The sequence below is a fragment of the Enterobacter cloacae complex sp. IR5441 genome, assembly GCF_049238215.1.
Lineage (GTDB): Bacteria > Pseudomonadota > Gammaproteobacteria > Enterobacterales > Enterobacteriaceae > Enterobacter > Enterobacter hormaechei_C.
Genome location: NZ_JBMKIA010000013.1, coordinates 12,707 through 34,255 on the forward strand (window position 1 = coordinate 12,707; position 21,549 = coordinate 34,255).

The 21,549-nt window shown below is 54.4% G+C and carries 27 protein-coding genes; 23 read left to right on the top strand and 4 right to left on the bottom strand.

Annotation, left to right across the window (positions count from 1 at the left end; all coding sequences use genetic code 11):
- Positions 1-196: 196 nt before the first annotated feature.
- Positions 197-1,222, bottom strand: a complete 1,026-nt coding sequence (locus tag ACOTX5_RS15145; protein WP_047746030.1) for a phage portal protein — start codon at positions 1,220-1,222, stop codon at positions 197-199.
- Position 1,223: 1 nt separating this feature from the next.
- A complete protein-coding gene (locus ACOTX5_RS15150) occupies positions 1,224-2,993 on the bottom strand; it encodes a terminase ATPase subunit family protein (protein WP_045893680.1) in 1,770 nt (589 codons plus the stop codon).
- 165 nt (positions 2,994-3,158) lie between these two features.
- Between ACOTX5_RS15150 and ACOTX5_RS15155 the strand changes: the two genes are divergently transcribed.
- The 12 genes from ACOTX5_RS15155 to ACOTX5_RS15210 all read left to right on the top strand — a co-directional run bounded on the left by ACOTX5_RS15155 (position 3,159) and on the right by ACOTX5_RS15210 (position 9,288).
- Entirely contained in the window at positions 3,159-4,013 is an 855-nt protein-coding gene (locus ACOTX5_RS15155; RefSeq protein WP_047746029.1) for a GPO family capsid scaffolding protein, read from the top strand.
- Positions 4,014-4,068: 55 nt separating this feature from the next.
- A complete protein-coding gene (locus ACOTX5_RS15160; protein WP_039269020.1) occupies positions 4,069-5,163 on the top strand; it encodes a phage major capsid protein, P2 family in 1,095 nt (364 codons plus the stop codon).
- A gap of 3 nt (positions 5,164-5,166) precedes the next feature.
- Positions 5,167-5,922 (top strand): terminase endonuclease subunit, encoded by a 756-nt coding sequence (locus ACOTX5_RS15165; protein WP_023295251.1) that lies wholly within the window; start codon positions 5,167-5,169, stop codon positions 5,920-5,922.
- A gap of 99 nt (positions 5,923-6,021) precedes the next feature.
- Positions 6,022-6,528 (top strand): head completion/stabilization protein, encoded by a 507-nt coding sequence (locus ACOTX5_RS15170; protein ID WP_023295250.1) that lies wholly within the window; start codon positions 6,022-6,024, stop codon positions 6,526-6,528.
- Positions 6,528-6,731 (top strand): tail protein X, encoded by a 204-nt coding sequence (locus ACOTX5_RS15175; RefSeq protein WP_017382979.1) that lies wholly within the window; start codon positions 6,528-6,530, stop codon positions 6,729-6,731. The genes ACOTX5_RS15170 and ACOTX5_RS15175 overlap by 1 nt, the downstream gene beginning before the upstream one ends.
- The gene (locus ACOTX5_RS15180; RefSeq protein WP_017382980.1) at positions 6,722-6,943 is read left to right on the top strand and encodes a hypothetical protein; all 222 of its coding nucleotides are present in this window, start codon (positions 6,722-6,724) and stop codon (positions 6,941-6,943) included. The genes ACOTX5_RS15175 and ACOTX5_RS15180 overlap by 10 nt, the downstream gene beginning before the upstream one ends.
- Positions 6,927-7,439, top strand: a complete 513-nt coding sequence (locus ACOTX5_RS15185; RefSeq protein WP_039269015.1) for a lysozyme — start codon at positions 6,927-6,929, stop codon at positions 7,437-7,439. The genes ACOTX5_RS15180 and ACOTX5_RS15185 overlap by 17 nt, the downstream gene beginning before the upstream one ends.
- Positions 7,436-7,867, top strand: a complete 432-nt coding sequence (locus ACOTX5_RS15190) for a DNZ54_00345 family protein (protein ID WP_047746026.1) — start codon at positions 7,436-7,438, stop codon at positions 7,865-7,867. Before ACOTX5_RS15185 ends, ACOTX5_RS15190 begins: the two co-directional genes overlap by 4 nt.
- A complete protein-coding gene (gene lysB, locus ACOTX5_RS15195; protein WP_047746025.1) occupies positions 7,867-8,283 on the top strand; it encodes an Rz-like lysis system protein LysB in 417 nt (138 codons plus the stop codon). The genes ACOTX5_RS15190 and lysB overlap by 1 nt, the downstream gene beginning before the upstream one ends.
- A complete protein-coding gene (lysC, locus tag ACOTX5_RS15200; RefSeq protein WP_229692852.1) occupies positions 8,171-8,416 on the top strand; it encodes an Rz1-like lysis system protein LysC in 246 nt (81 codons plus the stop codon). The genes lysB and lysC overlap by 113 nt, the downstream gene beginning before the upstream one ends.
- Complete coding sequence (locus tag ACOTX5_RS15205) at positions 8,379-8,846, top strand: phage tail protein (protein WP_047746024.1); 468 nt, start codon at positions 8,379-8,381, stop codon at positions 8,844-8,846. The genes lysC and ACOTX5_RS15205 overlap by 38 nt, the downstream gene beginning before the upstream one ends.
- On the top strand, positions 8,839-9,288 hold the full coding sequence (locus tag ACOTX5_RS15210; protein ID WP_047746022.1) for a phage virion morphogenesis protein: 450 nt from the start codon (positions 8,839-8,841) through the stop codon (positions 9,286-9,288). Before ACOTX5_RS15205 ends, ACOTX5_RS15210 begins: the two co-directional genes overlap by 8 nt.
- Positions 9,289-9,364: 76 nt before the next feature.
- On the opposite strand, the gene ACOTX5_RS15215 is transcribed toward ACOTX5_RS15210, so the two are convergent.
- Positions 9,365-10,837, bottom strand: a complete 1,473-nt coding sequence (locus tag ACOTX5_RS15215; protein WP_047746047.1) for an ATP-binding protein — start codon at positions 10,835-10,837, stop codon at positions 9,365-9,367.
- Between the two features lie 327 nt (positions 10,838-11,164).
- On the opposite strand from ACOTX5_RS15215, the gene ACOTX5_RS15220 reads away from it, so the two are divergent.
- Genes ACOTX5_RS15220 through ACOTX5_RS15245 form a run of 6 tightly spaced genes read left to right on the top strand, consistent with a single transcriptional unit; the run spans position 11,165 to position 16,464 of the window.
- Entirely contained in the window at positions 11,165-11,806 is a 642-nt protein-coding gene (locus tag ACOTX5_RS15220; RefSeq protein WP_047746021.1) for a phage baseplate assembly protein V, read from the top strand.
- Positions 11,803-12,153, top strand: coding sequence for a GPW/gp25 family protein (locus tag ACOTX5_RS15225; RefSeq protein WP_047746019.1), 351 nt, complete (start codon positions 11,803-11,805; stop codon positions 12,151-12,153). Before ACOTX5_RS15220 ends, ACOTX5_RS15225 begins: the two co-directional genes overlap by 4 nt.
- 5 nt (positions 12,154-12,158) lie before the next feature.
- A complete protein-coding gene (locus ACOTX5_RS15230) occupies positions 12,159-13,067 on the top strand; it encodes a baseplate assembly protein (RefSeq protein ID WP_032618987.1) in 909 nt (302 codons plus the stop codon).
- Positions 13,060-13,590, top strand: coding sequence for a phage tail protein I (locus ACOTX5_RS15235; RefSeq protein WP_026080583.1), 531 nt, complete (start codon positions 13,060-13,062; stop codon positions 13,588-13,590). The genes ACOTX5_RS15230 and ACOTX5_RS15235 overlap by 8 nt, the downstream gene beginning before the upstream one ends.
- A gap of 11 nt (positions 13,591-13,601) precedes the next feature.
- The gene (locus ACOTX5_RS15240; RefSeq protein ID WP_047746018.1) at positions 13,602-16,031 is read left to right on the top strand and encodes a phage tail protein; all 2,430 of its coding nucleotides are present in this window, start codon (positions 13,602-13,604) and stop codon (positions 16,029-16,031) included.
- A gap of 1 nt (position 16,032) precedes the next feature.
- Complete coding sequence (locus ACOTX5_RS15245; RefSeq protein ID WP_017382993.1) at positions 16,033-16,464, top strand: tail fiber assembly protein; 432 nt, start codon at positions 16,033-16,035, stop codon at positions 16,462-16,464.
- A gap of 23 nt (positions 16,465-16,487) precedes the next feature.
- Here ACOTX5_RS15245 and ACOTX5_RS15250 read toward each other — a convergent pair whose 3' ends face one another.
- Positions 16,488-16,610, bottom strand: a complete 123-nt coding sequence (locus ACOTX5_RS15250) for a hypothetical protein (protein WP_260471534.1) — start codon at positions 16,608-16,610, stop codon at positions 16,488-16,490.
- A 228-nt stretch (positions 16,611-16,838) separates the two neighbouring features.
- On the opposite strand from ACOTX5_RS15250, the gene ACOTX5_RS15255 reads away from it, so the two are divergent.
- From ACOTX5_RS15255 to ACOTX5_RS15275, 5 genes are read left to right on the top strand one after another with little or no spacing between them, the layout of a single operon-like run.
- A complete protein-coding gene (locus ACOTX5_RS15255; protein ID WP_047746016.1) occupies positions 16,839-18,032 on the top strand; it encodes a phage tail sheath protein in 1,194 nt (397 codons plus the stop codon).
- A gap of 12 nt (positions 18,033-18,044) precedes the next feature.
- Positions 18,045-18,563, top strand: coding sequence for a phage major tail tube protein (locus ACOTX5_RS15260; protein ID WP_017382996.1), 519 nt, complete (start codon positions 18,045-18,047; stop codon positions 18,561-18,563).
- 57 nt (positions 18,564-18,620) lie between these two features.
- Positions 18,621-18,944, top strand: coding sequence for a phage tail assembly protein (locus ACOTX5_RS15265; protein WP_047746015.1), 324 nt, complete (start codon positions 18,621-18,623; stop codon positions 18,942-18,944).
- A gap of 32 nt (positions 18,945-18,976) precedes the next feature.
- Complete coding sequence (locus ACOTX5_RS15270; RefSeq protein ID WP_017382998.1) at positions 18,977-19,099, top strand: GpE family phage tail protein; 123 nt, start codon at positions 18,977-18,979, stop codon at positions 19,097-19,099.
- Positions 19,089-21,539, top strand: coding sequence for a phage tail tape measure protein (locus tag ACOTX5_RS15275; RefSeq protein WP_047746014.1), 2,451 nt, complete (start codon positions 19,089-19,091; stop codon positions 21,537-21,539). Before ACOTX5_RS15270 ends, ACOTX5_RS15275 begins: the two co-directional genes overlap by 11 nt.
- Positions 21,540-21,549: the final 10 nt, after the last annotated feature.

Genomic DNA, 21,549 nt, shown 5'->3' on the forward strand with positions numbered 1-21,549 from the left:
ATCAAGCGGGCAGGCGAGGCGGGGATAGCACTGCGCGCCAGAGGTGGTGACAGTATTTATTTTACGTGTCTGTGCGCGTCGTGGTGGCGCGCTGTTGAGTGCGGTCGGTAATGAGGTGCTGGCGTGGTTGCGCCGCGTGTGCGGTGTCTGGGTGGCTCTGAGAGGATGCCGCCCGGAGGCGGCATTCTGGCGGGGGTTACTCAGTTTCGATGTTGTAATCCTTAAAGCGGATCACCTCTAAACCGAGCCATTCATTGATTTCCCTGAAACGCTCCTGCAACGGCGTCAGCTCGTTACGCACAAATACCCGCGCCACCTTCTCGATATCGCCCATTGAGCCGATATTTTCGGGCTTGCCGCCCATAAGCTGGAACGGTACGCGATGCGCATCGAGCAGGTCGGCGGCGCTCACCTTTTTGATGTTGAAAAAATCATCCTTCGTGGCGACTTCACTCAGCGGCACAATCTTGATGCCGTCCGGTTTCCCGTTCGGGGCATAGAAAAACAGGTTTTTGAAATTCCCGAGTCCTTTCGAGTCGCGCATCGCGGAGCGCAGCGCCTCGACGTCGGTGCTGCTCTGTGCCGCGTCGGTGACGTACATGATGTAACCCGCGTGCGCGCCGTTCTGGTAATACTTACGACGAAACAACGTGGCGGATTCATTCAGCCAGGCTGAATTAAGCGCGCTCAGGTATTCCGGCATCCCATAGAGCTCCTGATTGATGTCGGGCTCGAGCAGATGACAGACTGAGCCGGGGGCGAACTGGTGCGGGTGCGAGAAATCCGACACGTACCAGTAAACATCCTCCTCGACACCCCTGCGGGTGTATTTGGCCGGAGAGGTTTCCAGCTTCATGAGCTGGCCGGTCACGCTCATGCGCTTCTCAAGATAGCCGTTGGCAAACACCAGATAATCGAGCACAAGGCGGCTGAAATCCTGACGTGACAGCAATGGGTGCGGGATGTAGGTGCTCGTCAAAATGTTACGCTTCACGTAAATCGGTGAGCTGTGATGCACGGCGGCGCGCAGGCTTTTCGCCAGCCCGGAGAAGTTGACCGGCGGCTCGTACCATTTGCCGTTATTGATGCACTCGACGTAGTCGAGGATATCGCGGCGATCCAGAACTGGTGACGGCTCGCCAAAGGTGAACGCCTCCATTTTCTGCGGTGCGCTGGCGGTCATGTTGGTTTGTTTTGGCTGTTTCTTTTGGCGTTTTTTCATCTTAGTTGATATCCAGAATAGAGGTTGAATGCATACCGCTACCGGCGGAAAGTGGCTCGTTTAACAGGGCGTGCATGGTCGCCCATGCGATATCCGCGTGGCTGGCTTCCTCACTGCGGCTGGCTTCATAGGTGGCACTGCGGCCACTGCTGGTCATGGTTTTGCGGATAGCCATAAATGACTGCGTGATGTCGGTCGCACCGGCGTCATACTCCAGACACCCGCGTCGGATGGTGTCTTTCGCTTTCAGCACCATTGCGGTTTTCATTTCCGGCGTGTAGCGGATGGCGCGCGCCGCCGGGAAGAATGAACGCACGAGCTGGTAAACACCCTGGCCGATGCCGGTCGCATCGATGCCGATATAGTCGACGGTGTATTTCTCGGTCAGCGCACGGATGGCCTCGGCCTGCGCGGCAAAATCCATGCCTTTCCACTGGTGACGCTCAAGGATGCGGAACTTGCCACCGGCAACCAGTGGCGGAGCCAGCACCGCACAGCCTGCGCTGTCGCCGGTGTGTGACGGGTCGTAGCCAATCCAGACCGGACGCCAGTTAAACGGACGGTCGGCGAATGGCTCAAAGTCCTCCCATTCTTCCATCGCATCGACCATGCAACGCTGGAGCTCCTCGAACGGGAATACCGACGCTTTATCGTCGACGAACTCGCACATAAACAGGTTACGGAAGTCATCCGCGCTGTTTTCCTGTCTGAGCTGGTCGAGGTTAAACAGGGTACAGCCCCCGGCGAGCGCGTCCTCAATGGTGACAATCTGCCGCCACTGGCCGTCCCCGCATAACATGCCCCCGGCAAGCGCCTGATGACTGATATCGATGTCGACACGTTCGTCGCGGTTACTGCGGCCACGGTTAAACAGCTCGCCTGACCAGAACGGGTATGCGCCGTGCGCCAGCGTGGATGGCGTCGAAAAATAGGTTGTGCGCAGGTGCGACTGCGACGCCATACCGGAGGCCACTTTTCGCAGTTTCTGGAAATTGGGTATCCAGAAAATTTCATCGACGTACAGGTCGCCGTTGTGACTCTGCGCGGTGTTGGAGTTGGTCCCGAGGAATATCAGCTCTGCTCCGTTGTTGCCGATGACAATCGGGTCGCCTGACAGGTCGACGTCGACCAGACGCGCAAAAGCGATGATGTACTTACGGAAAACGTAAGCCTGCGTTTTACTGGCTGACAAAAATATCTGGTTATGGCCGGTCTTAAGGGCGCGCAGGAGCGCTTCGCGCGCAAAGTAGAACGTTGCGCCAATCTGGCGCGATTTGAGGATGTGGCGAATACGGTGCGCGATGCCTGCCTTATGCCAGTTGAGCTGATACTCAAACGACTGGTCAAAGAAAATCTCTTCCAGCTTTTCAATCGCTTCTTCACTGAAGAAATTACGTTTCGGCTTTTTGCGATCCCCTTTGTTGCGGCTGGCAATGTTGGGGTTTAAATCCACCTCGTTTCCGGTCTGGCTGTAGCGGTTCACGCGCGCAAGGCGCTCCATCTGTCGCGACAGAAAATCAGCGACCTTAAAGTCGTGCGGAGTAAGGTCGGGCTTGGCATAAAGCTGGATGAGGCGCGCCTCTAACGTCGATTCAACGCGGTTAATCGGCGCGGTTTCCTCCCATCCATCACGCTGTTTCCAGCTCTGCACCGTGGGGCGCTTGAGTTGCAGCATGTCGCAGATTTGCGGCACGGCGAACCCCTGCCAGTACAACAGCCGCGCCTGTCGTCGTGGGTCATTGAGTAATGAAAGGTCAGTTGAAATGGTCATGCTTACCTCGTTTTGATGTTACGAGGCAAGGCTAAGGAAATGACCGTGCTTAATCGCTAAACCCCTGTTGTGTCAGGGATTGCACTTCCGCAACAGGTGGCTGATGAGGAGCTGAGTCGGGAAACTAACCCCGACCCGAAAACCCAACATCAGGACACCTGAACAATGGCAAAGAAAGTTTCTAAATGGTTTCGCATCGGCGTCGAGGGTGACACCTGCGATGGCCGCGTCATCAGCGCTGATGACATTCAGGAAATGGCCGACACGTTCGACCCGCGCGTCTACGGCTGCCGCATCAACCTCGAACATATCAAAAGCCTCATCCCTGACAGCCCATTTAAGCGCTACGGCGATGTGACCGCGCTTAAAGCGGAGATTATCAGCGATGACTCTGCGCTCAATGGCAAAAAGGCGCTGTTTGCCAAAATTGCCCCGCTCGATGAGCTGGTCAGCATGGTACGTGCCGGGCAGAAGGTTTACACCTCAATGGAGATCCGCCCGAATTTCTCTAACAGCGGCAAATGCTATCTCATCGGGCTGGCCGTCACCGATGACCCGGCAAGCCTCGGCACCGAATACCTTGAATTCTGTAGCCGCGCCACACAAAACCCGCTCGCCGGTAAAAAAGACCAGCCGGGCGATCTCTTCTCTGTGGCCTCACTGGCTGAGCTGGAATTTGAGGACGTTCCCGACACCATGCTCAACAGCCTGACCGACAAGGTAAAAGCCATTTTCAGCCGTAAACAGGCCAGCGACGACGCTCGTCTTGCAGATGTGCATGAGGCTGTGACGACCGTTACCGAGCTGGTGCAAACCAACCTCACCGCCACCGACCAGCGCGTCACCGAGCTTGAGACCGAACTGGCGCAGCTCAAGCAGGATGTGACCAGCAAGGCCGAAGAAAGCGCGCAGGCGTTTAACGACCTGAAAAACTCCCTCGATAACACCGAAAGCCTGCGCCAGCCACGCCGCGAGCTTTCAAAAGGTGGTACGGGCGACGAGCTGCTGACCAACTGCTGATAATCCGCCGGGCGCGACGCCCGGCCTGATACCTATTACCCGAACAGGAAAAACCATGCGTAAACAAACCCGCTTTAAATTCAATGCCTACCTGACCCGCGTCGCGGAGCTGAACGACATTTCCACCGATGACGTGGCGAAGAAATTCACCGTCGAGCCGTCGGTCACGCAAACCATGATGGACACCGTGCAGGAATCGTCCTCATTCCTGACCAAAATTAACATCGTGCCGGTCGACGAACTGAAAGGCGAAAAGGTCGGTGTGGGCGTTAACGGCACAATCGCGAGCACCGCCGATACTGACGGCGATGGTGAGCGTGAAACCGCTGATTTTACTGCGCTGGAGTCCAACAAATACGAGTGCGCGCAGATTAACTTTGACTTCCATATCCGCTATAAGCAGCTCGACCTGTGGGCGCGATTCCAGGACTTCCAGACCCGTATCCGTAACGCCATTATCAAGCGTCAGGCGCTCGATTTCATCATGGCCGGTTTCAACGGCATTGAGCGTGCCGCAAAATCCGACCGCAAAAAAAATCCGATGCTTCAGGATGTGGCGGTGGGCTGGTTGCAGAAGTACCGCAATGAAGCGCCAGCGCGCGTGATGTCAAAAATCACCGATGAGGACGGCGCGGTCATTTCCGATGTGATCCGCGTGGGTAAAAACGGCGACTATGCGAACCTCGACGCGCTGGTCATGGATGCCACCGGCAACCTGATTGATGAGATTTATCAGGATGACCCGGAGCTGGTTGTCATCACCGGTCGCAAGCTGATGGCGGATAAATACTTCCCTATCGTCAACAAAGAGCAGGAAAACAGCGAGTCGCTGGCCGCTGACATCATCATCAGCCAGAAGCGAATCGGCAACCTGCCAGCCGTGCGCGTGCCTTACTTCCCGGCGAATGCCCTGATGGTGACGCGTCTCGATAACCTGTCTATCTACTTCATGGATGACGCGCATCGCCGCAGCATCATCGAAAACCCGAAAAAAGACCGCATCGAAAACTACGAGTCAATGAATACCGACTACGTGGTCGAGGCATACGCTGCCGGATGCCTGATTGAAAATATCAAGCTCGGTGAGTTTGCCGCGCCTGCTGCACCGGAAAGCGCTTCCGCTCCAGTAGATAACGAAGGCGGAGAGTAAGCCATGACGAGTCCCGCAGCGCGTCACATGATGCGGGTCTCGGCCTCTGAAACAGCGCGGCGGGCTGCTGTCCCGCTGCGCAATGCAACTGCCTATGAGCAGATGCTCGTTAAGCTGGCCGCAGACAACCGCACGCTAAAACAAATCCGATCCAATGAGCGCAAGGCAGATAAAAAGCGTGAGCTGCTGCCGTTCTATCTGCCATGGGTGGCTGGCGTACTCGCAAACGGCAAGGGCGCGCAGGATGACATCGTCATGACGGTCATGCTGTGGCGTCTCGATGCTGACGATATCGCCGGGGCGCTGGAAATTGCCCGTTACGCCATGACCTGGGGCCTGACCATGCCGACCGGTCGACGTCCGACGCCTTACCTGCTGGCCGAAGAGGTGGCACTGGCCGCGCAGCGCCTGCTCGCTGCAAAACAGCCGGTCGAACTGGCGAACCTGCTCGACACCATTGCGCTGACTGAACGCGCTGACATGCCCGATATCGTGCGCGCAAAGCTGCACAAAATCACCGGCTATGTCCTGCGTGATGCGAATCAACTGCCCGAGGCGCTGGCGCACCTGCAACGTGCGATCCAGTTAGAACGCACTATCGGTGTGAAAAAGGATATCGAGCAGTTAGAGCGCCAGCTCAGGCCAAAACCCGAACCGGCACCGAAAACCAAAACGACTAAACCGCGCACGCGCAAACCTGCCGCTAAACCGGCGGCACGGCGCGGGCGTCCACCAAAGGCGGCAAAAGCCGCAGGTTAACCGAGCGCTCCCCGAGCCGGGCGGCACGCCGGTCAATGCGGGTATCAATTGCCCTGACTGCGACCGGCGTCCACCGCCCACCTATTACCCGAGGTTGTCATGACGACGCTGATTATTGAGCAAAATAAAGAGCCGCAGGATGTGCCGGGCGTGGTGATACCGCCGCCGGGCGTGAGCGAGCCGGTAATCAAAAACACCCCGTTTTTTCCTGATGTTGACCCGAAGCGGGTGCGTGAGGAAATGCGTTTAGAGCAGACCGTTTCCCCTGTGCGCCTGCGCCGGGCAATTAAGACCGCCATCGCAGAGACGAACGCGGAGCTGGGCGAATGGCGCGAGCGTCAGCTCGATGCCGGTTACGCCACGCTGGCGGATGTCCCGACCGACAGGCTCGACGGCGAAAGTGTGCGTGTTTTCCACTACTTCAACGCCGTGTGTGCCATGACGACCGCCACGCTTTACGAGCGTTTTCGCGGCGTGGATGCGACCGCCAAAGGTGACAAAAAAGCCGACAGCATCGACAGCACTATCGATGAAATGTGGCGGGATATGCGCTGGTCTGTGGCGCGCATCCAGGACAAAGCGCGCTGCATTGTGGGGCAAATCTGATGAAAGCGTATGCGCTACAGGGCGACACCCTCGACGCGATTTGTGTGCGGTACTACGGGCGCACCGAGGGCGTGGTCGAAACCGTCTTAGAAGCGAATCCCGGCCTGTCTGAGCTCGGTGTCATCCTGCCGCACGGCACGGCAATTGAATTGCCCGAGACCGACAGCGCGGCCAGAACCGAAACGGTGAATCTATGGGACTGAGTATGGAGAAAATCACCACGTTTATCGCCTACTGGCTGGCCGTCGCGCTGGCGTACCTCGGAGCAATGTCACCCGAAAAGATGGCGCTTTACGTGGGCGGCGGATGCGCCATTTTTACCGCGCTGACGAACTACTGGTTTAAGCGCAAAACGTACCTCTATCTGACGTCACTCGGACTCGACAAGGGGGCTATTCGTGAAATCAATCGTTAAACGTTGCAGTGTGGCCGCAGTGCTGGCGCTGGCGGCGCTGATGCCTGACTTTCGTCTGCTTAACACCTCGCCCGAGGGGCTGGCGCTGATTGCCGACCTCGAAGGTTGTCGCCTGACGCCTTACCAGTGCAGCGCGGGAGTGTGGACGTCAGGCATCGGCCACACTGCCGGTGTCGTCCCGAAAGGGGAAATCACAGAACGTCAGGCGGCGGCGAACCTTGTCGCGGATGTGATGAACGTCGAGAAGCGTCTCGCCGTCTGCGTGCCGGTAGAAATGCCGCAGCACATTTACGACGCGCTGGTCAGCTTCTCATTCAACGTGGGAACCGGCGCGGCCTGCCGGTCGACGCTGGTCTCGTATATCAAGCGACACCAATGGTGGCAGGCGTGCGACCAGCTCACCCGCTGGGTTTATGTGAATGGCTCAATCAATAAAGGGCTGGAAAATCGCCGCGCGCGTGAGCGTGCTTATTGTCTGAAAGGAATTTCTCAATGAAAAAATACTTACGTTCTCTGATGTTAGATGTCCTGCTGGCTGTATTCCTGCTATGGGGGCTGGCTTCGCCGCAAAGTGCAGCACTTAATTTTGTTGCAGCGTGGGCGCTGTTTGGCTGTGTTGTCTGTATTACGGCGAGCCTCGCCGGTGTGGCTGTTTTTGACCACTGGCTACGAAATGCGGGGAAAGGTATCCCGGTTAATCCCGGGATTATGAAAATCTTCCGCGCTGTTTTCTGTGACAAGCCCTCAAAGGCGCGTCGCGCATGGTCTCTTATTATTTTTGTCGTAACCACAGGGTGTCTGCTCGGTGCTGGCTGGATCTTTACCGCGCTGCTTTACCTGATTTGCGTCCTGACCTTTACGGGGGTGCGCACCTCATACCGTCAGCGCATTGAGGAGGCGGGGCTGTGTCCAGATTCATTGTGATGTTGATTGCCGCAGGTCTGGCGCTGGCGGCTGTGCTCTGGTTAAGGCATGAGAATGGTAATCTACGGCGCTCTTTTGACCGGGCAAATAAGGTCGCGACCGAACAGAAAAACGTGATCGGGATGCTGAAAAATCAGCTTTCCGTTTCGCAGGGAATCGCCAGGCGAAATGAAACCGCACAGGTCAGTTTACGTGGTGAGCTGATTGCTGCCGGTGCGATGGCCGTGCGCCGGGAAGAAACCATTACGAGGCTGATGAATGAAAATGAAACGTTACGCCGCTGGTACAGCGCTGAGTTGCCTGATGTTGTGCGCAGGCTGCACACCCGCGCCGGTTGCGCCTCCGCCGGTCATTGTTTACAGCGCCTGCGCGAAAGTGAGCTATTGCCCGATGCCAGGAAGCGACCCGGTCACTAATGGCGACCTGAGTGCAGACATCCGCAGACTTGAGCACGCGCTCGCCGCCTGCGCGTTACAGATTGAAACCGTCAAAGCCTGTCAGGATAAACTCGATGAAGAAAGCAATCAGCCTGCGAAAAGCGCTAACTGACGCCGTCCCGCAGCTTAAAACCAACCCCGAGATGATGCGCATTTTTGCCGATGAGGGGAATATCGATGCACGGCTCGCGGCCTCCCTGTCCCACGAGAAAATTTACACTCTGAATGTCATCGTGTGTGATTTTGTGGGCGACCCTGATTCGATTTTCGTGCCGGTAGCCGCGTGGCTCAGGGAAAACCAGCCGGATATCTGCACGCTCGATGGGGGGCGTAAAAAGGGCTACCGCTTCCAGATGGATTTAAACGACGTGGATACGGTTGATATCAGCATCAGCCTTCAGCTCACCGAACGCACCATCATCAGGGAGGAAAACGGCGCGCTGCATGTGAGCTATGCCCCGGAGCCGCCACCGCCTGAACCCGTCACGCGTCCAAAAGAGCTCTATATCAACGGCGAACTGGTGAGTAAGTGGGATGAGTGAATTTAAGCCCTTTGATAATCAGCTCGCGGGACTGCTTGCTGCCCTGTCCCCCGCAGGGCGTCGGAAGCTTGCCTGTCACATTGCAAAGGAGCTGCGTAAGTCGCAACAACAGCGGATTAAACAGCAAAAAGCTCCGGACGGCTCATCATATCAGGCGCGCAAACGTCAGCCGCTCAGGGCTAAGACCGGGCGGATTAAACGGGAGATGTTTCAGAAGCTGCGCACTAACCGGTACATGAAAGCAATTGGACATGACAACAGTGCTGTAGTTGAATTTAGCGACAAAGTGCAGCGCATCGCGCGAATTCATCAGTATGGGCTTATAGATAGACCGAGCCCAAATGCACACCTAGTTCAATATCCAATGCGCCCATTATTAGGTTTACATAAATCTGAAAGAAATAAACTGGAAAGACTGATTTTATGTTATTTTTATAAATAGGCCAATAGAAACCATTTTCATAGCGTTGGATTGCTTATTTTCAATCCTAACGCTATGGTTTTTTTATATATGTTTATTATTTAACAATTTCCATGCATCTGTTTAATAGTTCAATGTTGTCAATAATCACAACCTTTAGTCTCTTTCTCGCCCTTGTGACGTTTTGGAAGAGCATCTTCATAGTGTAGTAATATGCTTTGCCTTGATATGTTAAAGCTCCAGAATGATCATAGGCAAAGAAACTGTCAATTGTAATGACTACATTATCGAACTCCTGCCCTATCACTTCATGTGAAGTTTTCATCGTGGTATCTGAATATTTCTCATGATGCTCATTGTCATATTGTGATGGGGTGAACCTCAAAACCTCCCATTCTATACTATCCAATGACTTCAAAAACCGCATTGCATCTGGAAGTGATTTAAAGTAGTTAATTTCTATGTTAGACGTGTTTGTTGATTCCAGCTTTCGATTGCGATTAAATAGCATTCTAATGAAGTTTGCTATTTCTTTATTGGTTCTGATTTTTTCAGATAATCTATATGATTTTATTGAGCTTAAACTGCATATTTTAGAATCTATGTCTCTCAACTCCTCAGCCTTAGCAAGAGTTTGTAGTTTGTCATAAGCGAAGATGCAACTGCCATTCCCACCCATTATGGCGGTTATTATAGTATTTAGTTGGGATGGGTAGATTCTTTGTACTTCATCAATTATTATCAAGGTGTAATTAGATAAACTATATAAGCTAAGGTCTTTAATTTTTATGATTTCCCATCCTGACGCCCTTAATTCTTTCTGTCCATCATTTAAGTTGCCGCAATGTATTATTAATGTCCCAAGCTGTTTTTGAATGGCATTTTTAGCGATATCATACACTAACAATGTTTTGCCTGTGCCAGCTCCTCCAGTTATTGAAATGAATCTAAAAGGGGTGCCTGAAGTTATAGACTTTAAAATCTGATCTTTAATCTCTTCTTGTTGATGTGTCAGGAAATATTGGTTTGATAGGAATTTCTTGGTTGAGTTAAATGGAGAGACCAAGTAATCGGAAGGATTAAACATATTGTCTAAAACTTGATTACCGTTTAAATCCTGTGAAAATAAAAGTCGGGCGACATGGTCGATGCTTATTTTTTCGATGTCATTTTTATCGTTAAGCATGAATAGCGTCTGTGAGTCAGCTTCATAAGATAATGCAATTACAAACTTTTCGGTGAAGCTTAGATAGTATTTATTTCTGATTAGCTGTTTTTTTATTTTTTCTTCTGTGCTAATGCGTTTGAGTTCAATGTTAATGATATGGCTTGTGCCGACTCTCAAAAGGTCAAATTCTTTTCCGATTTGGGGGATTTTATAGCCAACATAGTAATCATTAAACACCTTTAAGTCTCCAGCAAGAGGGTAAATTGAATCTACAAGGCTTTTCAGATCAGAAAGCTCTGCTGGTTTAATGTTTATCCCATAGTGATTTAAAAAAGAATGGAAGCATTCTGGGGGTAATGAATCATGAGCTTGGGTTAAAGATAGTATATTTAAACTTTTCATTTTAGCAGATTCTATGTTTGATTGGGAGAAAGTACATCTTTTACGTAAAGAATAATATGCATTTTGCTTATCTTTTATCAAGCAATCAATGAGCAAGTTGAGGCTTTGCGCATGCATTAGGGTATGTCTGATGTTCTCCTCTGCTATAGAATTATGAAAACAGCCTCACCCTAGAATGCTATCTGCGTCAATGCCTAATAACTTGAGCCGTTATCTAATTATTATGCTGTTGCTAGAACTAAAGCAAAGATGACGGGTAGAGTTGTAACAGCGTCCACAAAACATACCTTAATTGCCACTGGCATAGTCCGGCGGCATCCTTCCCGTATGAATAATTTAAATTCTCTACAGGAAATCGCACGAGCGATCCGCAACCTCATCCGCACCGGCATCGTGACCGACGTCGACCACGATGAGGGGCTGTGTCGTGTCCAGACCGGCGGCATGCAAACCACCTGGCTTAACTGGCTCACCTGTCGCGCCGGTCGCTCTCGCGTGTGGTGGGCTCCGTCCGTTGGCGAGCAGGTGCTATTACTGGCCATCGGCGGTGAGCTCGATACGGCCTTTGTGCTGCCGGGCATATTCTCGGATGACAATCCCGCCCCGTCAGCCTCACCCGATGCGCTTCACGTTACCTTTCCTGATGGTGCGGTCATTGAGTACGAACCCGAAAGCGGCGCGCTCACCGTGTCAGGAATCAAAACCGCCAATGTCACCGCGTCGGATTCCATTACAGCCACCGTGCCGGTGGTGCTGGTTAGAGCCTCGACCCGTATCACGCTCGATACACCCGAGGTGGTGTGTACCAACAAGCTGACGACCGGCACGCTCGAAGTGCAGAAAGGCGGGAAGATGTCCGGGAACATCGAGCATACCGGCGGGAAACTGACCTCAAACGGCGTGCAGGTGGATGACCATGCACACGGCAACGTACAGAGCGGCGGAAGCTGGACTAAGGGGACGCAATGACGGTGCGTTATCTGGGAATGAACAGCCAGACCGGCCTCAGTATCTCTGAGGTCGAGCATATCAGGCAAAGCGTGCGCGACATTCTCGTCACGCCGGTTGGCTCGCGCGTCATGCGCCGTGAATACGGCTCGCTTCTGTCGGCACTGATTGACCAGCCGCAGACACCGGCACTGCGATTGCAGATTATGGCCGCGTGCTATTCCGCGATCCAGAAGTGGGAGCCGCGCGTCAGTCTGACAACCATCACTTTTGAGCGGTCGGAGACCGACGGTGGGCTGTATGTCGATATCACCGGCACGCGATCGGCTAACGGCCAGCCCTTTTCCATCACCATTCCACTGAGTTAAACGCTATGGCAATTGTTGACCTTAACCAGCTCGCCGCGCCTGATGTCGTGGAAGTGCTGGACTATGAGACCATCCTCGCGGAGCGCAAGGCGACGCTCGTCTCGTTATACCCGGAGGAACAACAGGAGGCAGTGGCGCGCACGCTGACCCTCGAATCCGAGCCGATTGTTAAGCTGCTGGAGGAAAACGCCTATCGGGAGGTTATCTGGCGGCAGCGCGTCAACGAGGCCGCGCGTGCGGTCATGCTGGCTTACGCTGCCGGAAGCGATCTCGACCAGATTGGGGCTAATTCCAATGTTCCGCGACTTGTCATAACCCCGCCAGACGACACGACATTTCCCCCCACGCCAGCCGTGATGGAATCGGATACTGACTATCGCCTGCGTATCCAGCAAGCCCCCGAGGGGCTAAGTACCGCAGGCTCAACCGGCGCATATCAGTTTCATGGCCGCAGTGCCGACGGGCGTGTCGCGGATATTTCCGTCATCAGTCCTGAGCCTGCGTGTGTGACCGTGTCTGTGCTGTCGCGTGAAAATAACGGCGTGGCCTCTGACGAGCTGCTCGCCATCGTGCGCGATGCGCTGAACGACGAGGACGTCCGGCCGGTTGCCGACCGCGTGACCGTGCAGTCAGCGAAAATCGTCGACTACAAAATCACTGCATCGCTTTACCTTTACCCCGGCCCCGAAAGTGAGCCGGTGCTCAGTGCGGCAAAAGCAAAGTTACAGGCGTATATCACCGCGCAGCACCGGCTCGGGCGTGACATCCGAAAGTCGGCCATCTATGCGGCGCTCCACGTCGAGGGCGTGCAGCGTGTCGAGCTGGCCGCGCCGGTGGCCGACATTGTGCTCGATGACACGCAGGCGTCATGGTGCAGCGAGTACAGCGTCACCATAGGGGGCAATGATGAATGACACCCGACTGTTGCCGGTGGGCTCCTCGCCGCTTGAGGTGGCGGCGGCGCGCGCCTGCGCTGAAATCGAGAATACCCCTGTCCCCCTGCGCCGACTCTGGAGCCCGGACGACTGCCCGGCAAACCTCCTGCCGTGGCTGGCGTGGGCGTTTTCCGTTGACCGCTGGGATGAGAACTGGCCGGAGGCCACCAAACGGGATGTGATCCGCAGTGCCTGGTATATCCACGCACACAAAGGAACGATTGGGGCAGTGCGCCGCGTGGTGGAGCCGCTCGGCTACCTGATAAACGTATCTGAGTGGTGGCAGACAAACGACCCGCCCGGCACATTTCGCCTCGATATCGGTGTGTTAGAGACCGGCATCACCGAAGAAATGTATTACGAAATGGAGCGGCTTATTGCCGATGCAAAGCCAGCCAGCCGACATCTTATCGGACTCAATATTATTCAGGACATTCCCGGCTATCTGTACACCGGCGCCCTGAGCTATGACGGCGACATCATCACGGTTTACCCCGGATAAGTGAGAGCACAATGACAGTGAAATATAAAACGGTCATCACCAAAGCCGGTGCCGAAAAACTCGCGGCGGCGACCGTACCGAACGGGAAAAAGGTGAATTTTACGGCGATGGCCGTCGGTGATGGCGGCAGTACGCTGCCGGTACCTGACCCGAACCAGACAAAACTCGTTAAAGAAGTCTGGCGTCATGCGCTGAACAAAATCAGCCAGGACAGGAAAAATAAAAATTATGTCGTGGCAGAGCTGCTCATCCCGCCTGAGACCGGCGGTTTCTGGATGCGCGAGCTCGGGCTCTATGACGACACCGGCACGCTGATTGCGGTCGGCAATATGGCCGAAAGCTACAAGCCAGCGCTGGCGGAGGGCTCTGGCCGCGCGCAGACCGTGCGCATGGTTATTATGGTGAGCGACATCGAGTCAGTCGAGCTGACCATCGACACCTCAACGGTGATGGCAACACAGGACTACGTCGACGACAAGCTCGCTGAGCATGAGCAGTCCCGCCGCCATCCTGACGCCACGCTCACCGCTAAGGGTTTCACTCAGCTAAGCAGTGCGACCGACAGCGCGTCTGAGAGCGTCGCAGCGACGCCGAAAGCGGTTAAGGCAGCATATGACCTTGCGAAAGGGAAATATACGGCTCAGGACGCGACCACGGCGCAAAAGGGTATCGTCAAGCTCAGTAGCGCAACCGACAGCACGTCTGAGGCGCTGGCGGCAACGCCGAAAGCCGTTAAGGCCGCGAATGACAACGCTAACGGGCGCGTGCCGTCAGGGCGCAAGGTAAACGGTCGGGCGCTGTCATCCGATATCAACATTACGGCGCAGGATATTTTCAACGGTCAGACTATTGGCATTGGCAACGCTGCCGACCTGAACGCCTACACCACGCCGGGGCTGTATTACCAGCCAGCGAACGCGCAGGCACAAACAGGCAGGAACTATCCAGAGGCTAACGCCGGTTCGCTGGAAGTCTATAAGCATGCCGGTATCACGCAGATTTACCGGGTTTACAACAGCTCCCGCTCGTACATTCGCACGCTTTACAGCGGGACGTGGTCAGCCTGGACAAAACAATATGATGCGGCGAACAAACCTACACCGGCTGATATTGGGGCGTTACCAGTAACCGGCGGAACGGTGACGGGAAATCTGTATTCAAAAGGTCAGATATCAGCGGGGGATTCGCGTCTTTTATCTATCTATTCCTCGAACACTTCATCCCTTGCAGGGGCTATTAACCTTTGGGGTAATGTTGACCGACCAACAGTATTAGAATTTAAAGACGCAACTGGATACCACTTTTATTCACAACGTAATGTAAATGGTTCCATATCTTTTAATTTTAATGGTGCAGCAGAAGTCAGAGGCACAATTTCTGCTCATGGTGAAATTGTTTCAAGAGCTGCGAACGGCCTGCGTATCGCCTATGGTAATTTTGGCGCATTCTGGCGAAATGATGGCTCAAGTCTTTATTTGATGTTAACGAACGCTGGTGATTCGCTGGGAAGTTACAACTCACTCCGCCCGTTGTATGTGAATCTCACCACAGGCGCGCTTCAGTCAGGAACGCCGCTGTCGGTATACAACACAATCACTGCGAGCGAAGAAATTACCGCAGGCAAAGGAATGGTTGCGGGTTATAGCGGTCCATTTGCCTGGGCTGAACAGTACAAAGCGAAAGCGCCATTTTTCAATGCGTATTCAACTACCGCCACGAGTGAATACCATCCGGTAATCAAACAACAAGCGACCATTGTGAGTAAAAACTCCTGGGCATTTTCGATGGGGTCTCTGGTTGCTGGTGATGAACTTTCATGGCATCTGCATATGAAAGGCAGTGGCGCACAGGATATTAATTTTAAATGGGACACTAAAGGAAACTTCAACGCGCCGGGACAGGTGAATCCGGGAAGCTATGCCAATTTTGATAACCGCTATTACACCAAAACGCAATCCGATGCGGGATATATGCCTAGAACGGGCGCTTACACCAAAGCGGAGAGTGACGGGCGTTTCCAGCCAAAAGGCAATTACACCCCGGCGGGTCAGGCTTACACCAAAGCGGAGAGTGACGGACGTTTCCAGCCAAAAGGCAATTACACCCCGGCGGGTCAGGCCTATACCAAAGCGGAGTCGGATGCGCGTTATGGGGTGGGTAAAACGACAACAGGCAATAACAGCGCTTACTACACGCACGGCAACGGTGCTGTGTTTATGCAGTCTGTGAGAAATATTTCAGTTGGCAACAATGCCACTGTAACCGTGACACTGCCTACGTCGTTCCCTAACGGGATACTCGGTATCGGTTCGAGTTATTACGGTGCAGGGGGTAATAACTCCGCATCATTTTATCTCTGTTCGCCTGTCGGGAAAAATCAGGTGAAAATTGAAACCCACAACTGCAACGGAACATTTTATTTAAACGTAACGGGTTACTGATATGCAGAAATATTTCAGCAATACAGATAAAAGCTTTTACCTTGAGGAAACTGTCAGAACCTATGAAGAACAGGGTATTCCCGTTCCGTCAGACCTGATGACAATAACCGATGCTGAATATGAAGCCTTTATGGTTTCACCTGACCGGAAAGCGCCTCAGTACAATGTTGAATCAGAATGCATGGAATGGGTCGACATCGAACCGCCTACACGCGAGGAAGCTATCGAAAATGCTGAGGCATTAAAGGCGCAGCTCTTGTCTGTTGCAGCTCAGGCCATAGCACCATTGCAGGATGCGGTCGATTTGTCGATGGCGACAGAAGAGGAAATGGCGAGCCTGTCGGCGTGGAAGAAATACCGGGTTTTACTTAACCGGGTTGATACCAGTGAGCCTGACGAAATTGAATGGCCTGAATCGCCGTTAACAGAGTAATAAAAAACCCGCGCTAAGCGGGTTTAGTCATAGGGGCATTCTTCATAGACTTTTTCTGTTTCGTCACCGACAAACAGTCTGAGCCAGCAAAAGCCAAAGAGCCACCATGCAGCCAGACCACCAACAACCCAGAGTAAAATCGTCATTATCGCTTCCTCGTTAATGGCGAAACGATAGCGACAATACCCATTCATTGATAATGGTTATCAGCGATCAATTAACCGTGATTGATCGCTTATAACGATCAATGACCCTTTCTTCACACGGCAACCGGTCACTGCGCGTTGTGCTGTCACTCCCCCAACGGCCTTTCGTTTCTCACGTCCCGCACACAACAGAAAATAGTCGCACCCCTTAACCACGGAGTTAAACGGATGAGCGACTATCATCACGGCGTCGAGGTCATCGAGATTAACGATGGCACGCGCACCATTTCCACCGTTTCCACAGCCATCATTGGCATGGTCTGCACGGCCAATGATGCTGACGATTCAACATTTCCGCTAAATGAGCCGGTGCTGATTACCAGCGTGCAGAACGCTATCGGTAAAGCCGGTAAGCTCGGCACCCTGTCAAAATCCCTGCAAGCCATTGCCGACCAGTGCAAGCCGGTCGTTGTGGTTGTGCGCGTTGCCGAAGGTATTGAAGACCCGGACGACCCGGAAGCAGCGCAGAAAGAAACCATTTCCAACATCATCGGCACGACCGACGAAAACGGCAAATACACCGGGCTTAAAGCGCTGTTGACCGCCAAAACCGTCACTGGCGTCAAGCCGCGCATTCTCGGCGTGCCGGGGCTGGATTCTCTGGAAGTGGCGACCGCGCTCGCGGCGACCTGTCAGAGCCTGCGCGCGTTTGGCTATATCAGCGCGTGGGGCTGCAAGACCATTTCCGAAGCCATCGCCTACCGTGAGAATTTCAGCCAGCGCGAGCTGACGGTCATTCACCCTGATTTTCTGGCGTGGGACACCACAGCGAATCAGACCGATATTGCATGGGCGACCGCCCGCGCGCTCGGCCTGCGTGCCAAAATCGACCAGGAGACGGGCTGGCACAAAACGCTGTCTAACGTCGGGGTGAATGGCGTCACCGGCGTCAGTGCCTCGGTCTCGTGGGACTTGCAGGAGAAGGCCACCGACGCGAACCTGTTGAATCAGGCCGGTGTCACGACGTTGATCCGTAACGACGGATTTAAATTCTGGGGCAACCGTACCTGTTCCGACGATCCGTTATTCCTCTTTGAAAACTACACCCGCACGGCGCAGGTGCTGGCCGACACGATGGCGGAGGCGCACGCCTGGGCGATTGATAAACCCGTCACCGCAACGCTTATCCGCGACATCGTCGCCGGTATCAATGCGAAATTCCGCGAGCTGAAAAACAACGGCTATATCGTTGATGGCTCCTGCTGGTACGACCCGGAGTCAAACAGCGTGGAAACGCTCAAGGTGGGGAAACTGTATATCGATTACGACTACACCCCCGTCCCGCCGCTGGAAAACCTGACCCTGCGCCAGCGCATCACTGATACCTATCTGGCGAACCTGTCAGAGTCGGTCAACAGCTAAGGAGCTCTGAGCATGGCATTACCACGCAAACTGAAATACCTGAACATGTTCAACGATGGCCTGAGCTACATGGGCGTTGTTGAATCCGTCACCCTGCCAAAGCTGACCCGTAAGCTTGAGAAATACCGCGGCGGCGGGATGCCGGGCTCGGTGTCGATTGACCTCGGTCTCGATGACGATGCGCTGTCGTGCGAGTGGACGCTCGGCGGTCTGCCCGACGTCGAGCTGTGGGCGCAGTACGCCTCACCGGGCGCGGACAGCGTACCGTTGCGCTTTACCGGCTCATACCAGCGCGATGACACCGGCGCGATTTCTGCCGTTGAGGTGGTCATGCGTGGCCGTCACAAAGAATACGACGGCGGCGAAAACAAACAGGGCGAAAGCGGCACGACCAAAATCTCGACCGAATGCGCGTACTACCAGCTCACGATTGACGGCAAGGAGGTCATCGAGATTGACGTCATCAACATGGTGCTGAAAGTCGACGGCGTCGACCGTCTGGCAGAACATCGCAAGGCCATTGGCCTGTAACCCTCTTAACCGGTCAGTCAGGCTGGCCGGTCACTAAACTTAGACGAGAGCAACATTATGGAAAACAACATCGAAACCGGCGTTACCGAAAATGACGTCACCGAAACCAAAAAGCCACACGTCGTGATCCTCGACAACCCTCTGATGCGCGGCGAGCAAAAAATCGGAGAGGTGACGGTTTCAAAACCTAACGCGGGAACCCTTCGTGGGGTGTCGCTGGCCTCGCTGGCAAACTCTGACGTTGACGCGCTGATTAAGGTGCTGCCGCGTATGACTTACCCGGCACTCACCGAGCATGAAATTGCCCGTCTCGATGCCTCAGACCTGATGCAGTTCGCCGCTGAGGTGATTGGTTTTTTGTCGCCATCTTCGGCTCGCTGACGTTCCCCGCAAAACTTTCGGTCGATGACCTGATGGCGGATATCGCGGTGATTTTTCACTGGCCGCCATCAGAGCTGTATTCCCTGAGCGTGACCGAGCTCCTCACATGGCGCGACAAGGCGCTACAGCGAAGCGGAAACCACTATGAGCAATAATGTCAGGATCGAGGTGCTGCTTAATGCAGTAGACCGGGCAAGCCGACCGCTAAAAGCTATCCAGAACGCCAGCAAATCCCTCGCTGGCGATATCCGCAACTCACAGACGACCCTGCGCGACCTTAACGCGCAGGCGTCCCGAATTGACGGATTCAGGAAAGCGAGCGCACAGCTTGCCGTGACCGTTCAGTCGCTTAACAAAGCGAAACAGGAGGCCGCAGCGCTGGCCGTCCAGTTTAAAAACACGGAAAACCCCACCAAAGCGCAGGCGCGCGCGATGGAGGCAGCAAAAAAATCCGCCGCTGACCTGCAACTCAAATATAACGGGCTCAGGCAATCGGTACAGCGCCAGCGCACCGAGCTTGCACAGGCCGGGATAAACACCCGCACGTTGTCGGCTGACGAGCGTCGTCTTAAAACCAGCATCGGTGAGACAACGGCGCAGCTTAACCGGCAACGTGAGGCGCTGGCGCGGGTCAGCCAGCAACAGGCAAAGCTGAGCCGGGTTAAGGAGCGCTATCAGGCCGGAAAGAATATGGCCGGTAGTATGGCGGCGGCTGGCGCGGCGGGTACAGGTATAGCCACGGCTGGCACCATGGCCGGGGTAAAACTGCTGATGCCTGGCTATTCGTTTGCACAGAAAAACTCTGAGCTGCAAGCCGTGCTCGGGGTAGACAAACAGTCGCCAGAAATGGAGGCGTTACGCAAACAGGCCAGACAGCTCGGAGACAATACCGCCGCATCTGCGGACGACGCAGCGAGTGCACAAATCATCATTGCCAAAAGTGGCGGGGATGCTGATGCCATTCAGGCGGCGACGCCGGTCACGCTGAATATGGCGCTGTCGAATCAGCGCTCAATGGAGGAAAACGCCGCCCTGCTGACAGGGATGAAATCTGCGTTCCAGCTTTCCAACGACCAGATCGCACACATTGGCGACGTGCTGTCGATGACGATGAACAAAACCGCCGCCGACTTTGACGGGCTGAGTGATGCGCTGACCTATGCCGCGCCGGTGGCTAAAAATGCCGGGGCCAGTATCGAGCAAACCGCCGCGATGGTCGGTGCGTTGCACGATGCGAAAATTACCGGCTCGATGGCGGGAACGGGTAGCCGTGCAATCCTGAGCCGCCTACAGGCGCCGACCGGTAAAGCCTTTGAGGCTATCAAAGAGCTCGGCGTCAAAACCTCTGATGCCAGAGGAAACACACGCCCGATATTTTCCATCCTGAAGGAAATGCAGCGCAGTTTTGAGAAAAACAATCTCGGTACCAGCCAGCGCGGCGAGTACATGAAAACCATCTTCGGTGAAGAGGCCAGCTCGGCGGCAGCGGTGCTGATGACCGCAGCGTCAACCGGCAAGCTCGACAAACTCACCGCAGCGTTTAAAGCCTCGGACGGTAAAACCGAGGAGCTGGTCAAAATCATGCAGGACAATCTCGGCGGCGACTTTAAAGAGTTTCAGTCTGCTTATGAGGCCGTGGGAACTGACCTGTTTGACCAGCAAAACGACGCTCTGCGCAAACTGACGCAGACGGCCACGCGATATGTTTTGAAACTCGATGGCTGGATCACCCGCAATAAATCACTGGCGACCACTATCGGTGTTGTAGCCGGTGGCGCACTGGCGCTGATTGGTGTGATTGGCGGGATTGGCCTGATTGCGTGGCCGGTGGTTATGGGGATTAACGCCATTATCGCCGCCGCAGGTCTGCTGGGAACGGTCTTTACCGTTGCCGGTGGCGCAATAGTGACTGCTGTCGGTGCAATCAGTCTGCCGGTGGTCGCGGTCGCCGGTGCGGTGGTGGCCGGGGCGCTCCTGATTCGTAAATACTGGGAGCCCATCAGCGCATTCTTTTCGGGCGTGGTGGAGGGGCTTAAAGCGGTATTTGCGCCGGTGGCGGAAATCTTCTCGCCGCTGACGCCGGTGTTTGATTCCATCATCGAGAAATTGCGCGGGGTCTGGCAGTGGTTCACTGACCTGATAGCACCGGTTAAGGCGACACAGGAAACGCTCGATCGTTTCAAAAATGTCGGTGTGGTAGTCGGTAAAACACTGGCTGATGCGCTGATGCTGCCGCTCCGCTCATTCAATAAGTTACGCACTGGCGTCGACTGGCTGCTGGAAAAGTTCGGGGTTATCAAAAAAGAATCAGAGGTACTCGACCAGACGGCGGCTAAAGCCAGTGCCGCAGCCGGTGCGCAAAACGGGTCTTATATCCCGCAGACCTCCGTTTATGGCGGTTATCAGATGTACCAGCCAGTGACGGCGCCTGCTGGCCGGTCCTATGTCGACCAGAGCAAGCGGGAATACAACATTACTCTGTCGGGTGGCGTTGCGCCGGGAACTGACCTCGACCGGCAGCTCCGGGAAGCTGTCGATAAACTCGACCGGGAAGAAAGAGCGCGCCAGCGCTCAAGTATGCGCCATGACGGATGAGGACTAAAGC